Raw genomic sequence first — 3,166 nt, 5'->3', positions numbered from 1 at the left:
GATCTTCACCGAGTCCACGCCCGACTCGAGCAGGGAGTCGTAGGCGGCTTCGAGCCACCCCTCCTGAGAACCGCGCCAACCAGTGTCATTCATCGCCTGTTCCATGATTGCCTCCTAACAAATCCAAAGGGCGCCATCAAGCAAAATGTACATAAGTGTCAAATAAACAAACGATGGTGTTTTGATTATTGACACATGTGTACATTCCCGCTTACCGTTGCGGTTGAAGTCCCATAAACCGGAGCCCGTCGCATGTCGAACGATCCCCTGCTTCAGCCGTTTCAGCTGAAGCATTTGACCCTGCGCAACCGCATCATCGTCACGTCTCACGAGCCGGCCTATCCCGAAGACGGGATGCCGAAGGGCCGCTACCGTGCCTATACGGTTGAGCGGGCCAAGGGCGGCGTGGCGCTGACGATGACCGCCGGTTCCGCGGCCGTCTCGAAGGACAGCCCACCGGTCTTCAACAACCTGCTCGCCTACAAGGACGAGATCGTTCCGTGGATCAGGGAGATGACCGACGCGGTGCACGAAGAGGGCGCTGCGATCATGATCCAGCTCACGCACCTTGGCCGGCGCACCCGTTGGGACAAGGGCGACTGGCTTCCGGTGCTTGCACCCTCCCACCATCGCGAGGCGGCGCACCGCGCCTTTCCCAAGAAGATCGAAGACTGGGACATCGAGCGCATCATCAAGGATTTTGCCGACGCCGCCGAACGCATGAAGGCCGGCGGCATGGACGGTGTCGAGCTGGAAGCCTACGGGCATCTCATCGACCAGTTCACGTCACCGCTGACCAACGAGCTTGACGGTCCCTATGGCGGTTCGCTCGACAATCGCCTTCGTTTCTGTTTCGACGTCTTCAAGGCGATGCGTGAAAGGGTCGGCAACGACTTCATTCTCGGCGTTCGCTACACGGCCGACGAATGTCTTCCCGGCGGGACCGGAAAGGCCGAAGGCCTGGAAATCTCCCGCCGTCTCAAGGAAAGCGGCCTCATCGACTATCTGAACGTCATCCGCGGCCATATTGATACGGATCCGGGCCTGACCGACGTCATTCCGATCCAGGGCATGGCGAGCGCGCCGCATCTGGATTTCGCCGGAGACGTCCGCGCAGCAACCAAGTTTCCGACTTTCCATGCCGCGAAGATCCAGGACGTGGCGACGGCTCGGCACGCGATTGCTGCCGGCAAGGTGGACATGATCGGCATGACCCGCGCGCACATGACCGACCCTCATATCGTGCGCAAGATCATGGAAAAACGCGAGGACGACATCCGCCCCTGCGTCGGCGCCAACTACTGTCTCGACCGGATCTATCAAGGAGGCCTGGCCTTCTGTATCCACAATGCCGCGACCGGTCGTGAAGAAACGATGCCGCATCGGATCCCGAAGGCCGCGGCACGGAAGAAGGTCGTCATCGTCGGAGCTGGCCCTGCCGGTCTTGAAGCCGCTCGCGTCTCTGCCGAACGGGGGCATGAGGTCGTCGTTTTCGAGGCCGCGAACCATCCGGGCGGACAGATCCGGCTGACAGCCCAGAGCGAGCGCCGGCGGGAAATGATCAGCATCATCGACTGGCGCATGAGCCAGTGCGAGAAGCTCGGCGTCACCTTCCGGTTCAACACCTGGGCCGAGACCGATACCGTGCTTGCCGAAACGCCCGACGTCGTCATCATCGCGACCGGCGGACTGCCGCACACGGAGGTTCTTTCGAAGGGCAACGAGCTCGTCGTTTCCTCCTGGGACATCATCTCAGGCGATGTGAAACCCGGCACCAACGTGCTCATCTTCGACGACGCCGGCGATCATGCGGGTCTGCAGGCCGCGGAATTCCTCGCCAAGGCAGGCGCCAAGGTCGAGATCATGACGCCGGACCGGTCCTTCGCGCCGGAAGTCATGGCGATGAACCTCGTTCCCTACATGCGCTCGCTGCAGAAGCTCGATGTGACCTTCACCGTCACCTACAGGCTGGAGGCAGCGGAAAAGAGCGGCAACCAGATCATCGCCCATGTCGGCAGTGACTATGGCGGTGTCGCCAGGCAGCAGACCTTCGACCAGATCGTCGTCAATCACGGCACCATTCCGCTCGATGACCTCTACTTCGAACTGAAGCCCGGCTCGAGGAACCTCGGCGAAGTCTCCTACGACGCGCTGATTGCCGGAACGCCGCAATCGGTTGAGCACAATCCAAAAGGCGCCTACCAGCTCTTCCGGATCGGTGACGCGGTTGCCGCCCGCAACACGCATGCCGCGATCTATGACGCGCTGCGGCTTGCCAAGGACCTCTGACCATGACGCGGTCCGACGCTTTGCAGGCATTTCTGGACGCGGCTTTCGTCGCGTTCGAAGACTGCGCCCGGGATCCGAGGGCACGTCGGTCGATCACGCGGATTTCTGCCTTGCTCGAAACGCCGCAGCCGCAGCGCACGGACCTCGGTAAACGCCTTCCCGCCGGCGAGCTTTGGCTTGACGAAGCCATGTCGAGCAAGACCGGGAGAACGTCGCTCGACATGCTGATCGAACGGTTCCGGGCGGTCGAGCCATTGCTCGAATGGAAGTGCCGCTCGGTCTATGACGATACGGCGAGCGAGAATTTCCTGACCGGTCATGGCAACGCGATGATCGTTGGTCCCGGCGGTCTGGAGGATCGAAGTGATCTCTGGCTCGGCGCGACGCTGATGGCGCCGAACGTGCGCTACCCCGACCACGACCACGCCCCCGAAGAAACCTATCTGGTTCTGTCTGAAGGGGAGTTTCAGCACGGCACATCGGAATGGTTCTCACCCGGGGTCGGCGGTTCCTTCTACAATCCGCCTGGCATCCGGCACGCCATGCGTTCGGGCGAAACGCCGCTGTTGGCCTTCTGGGCGCTGTTGCCTGATCAACCGAAACATTGATGTGAACGCGTTCGGCTTCGGTCGACCGCAGGAGGAAGGTTGCCATGAAAATACTTGTGACGGTGAAGCGGGTGGTTGACTACAACGTCAAGATCCGCGTGAAGGCGGACGGTTCGGGCGTCGAGCTTGCCAACGTGAAGATGTCGATGAACCCCTTCGACGAAATCTCCGTTGAAGAGGCGCTCAGGCTGAAGGAAGCCGGCAAGGCAGACGAAGTCGTCGTCGTTTCCGTCGGTCCGGCCAAGGCCGAAGAGACCCTGCGCACAGCG

At 61.3% G+C, this 3,166-nt stretch carries 3 protein-coding genes and 1 pseudogene; 3 read left to right on the top strand and 1 reads right to left on the bottom strand.

Annotated elements, in window-relative coordinates; genetic code table 11:
• Positions 1 to 105, bottom strand: a pseudogene (locus VGO12_RS15790) (TetR/AcrR family transcriptional regulator); the annotation flags it as partial.
• A gap of 147 nt (positions 106 to 252) precedes the next feature.
• Here VGO12_RS15790 and VGO12_RS15785 point away from each other — a divergent pair.
• The 3 genes from VGO12_RS15785 to VGO12_RS15775 form a co-directional block, all read left to right on the top strand.
• Positions 253 to 2,289: an NADH:flavin oxidoreductase gene (locus tag VGO12_RS15785; RefSeq protein WP_327513694.1), complete on the top strand. Its 2,037-nt coding sequence runs from the start codon at positions 253 to 255 to the stop codon at positions 2,287 to 2,289.
• A gap of 2 nt (positions 2,290 to 2,291) precedes the next feature.
• Positions 2,292 to 2,897: a dimethylsulfonioproprionate lyase family protein gene (locus VGO12_RS15780; protein ID WP_327513693.1), complete on the top strand. Its 606-nt coding sequence runs from the start codon at positions 2,292 to 2,294 to the stop codon at positions 2,895 to 2,897.
• Positions 2,898 to 2,941: 44 nt separating this feature from the next.
• A partial coding sequence (locus tag VGO12_RS15775; RefSeq protein ID WP_414650731.1) for an electron transfer flavoprotein subunit beta/FixA family protein occupies positions 2,942 to 3,166 on the top strand: 225 nt, incomplete at its 3' end.

The sequence above is a fragment of the Ensifer sp. genome (genome assembly GCF_035999135.1).
In the GTDB taxonomy this organism is placed as follows: Bacteria; Pseudomonadota; Alphaproteobacteria; order Rhizobiales; family Rhizobiaceae; genus Ensifer.
The sequence above is the reverse complement of the archived record's forward strand: the minus strand, read 5'-3'. Positions and strand labels throughout refer to the sequence as shown.

Bases quoted from the DNA above. Each gene is read 5' to 3' on its own strand.
- VGO12_RS15785 (WP_327513694.1), top strand. From the start codon at position 253: ATGTCGAACGATCCCCTGCTTCAGCCGTTTCAGCTGAAGCATTTGACC.
- VGO12_RS15780 (WP_327513693.1), top strand. From the start codon at position 2,292: ATGACGCGGTCCGACGCTTTGCAGGCATTTCTGGACGCGGCTTTCGTC.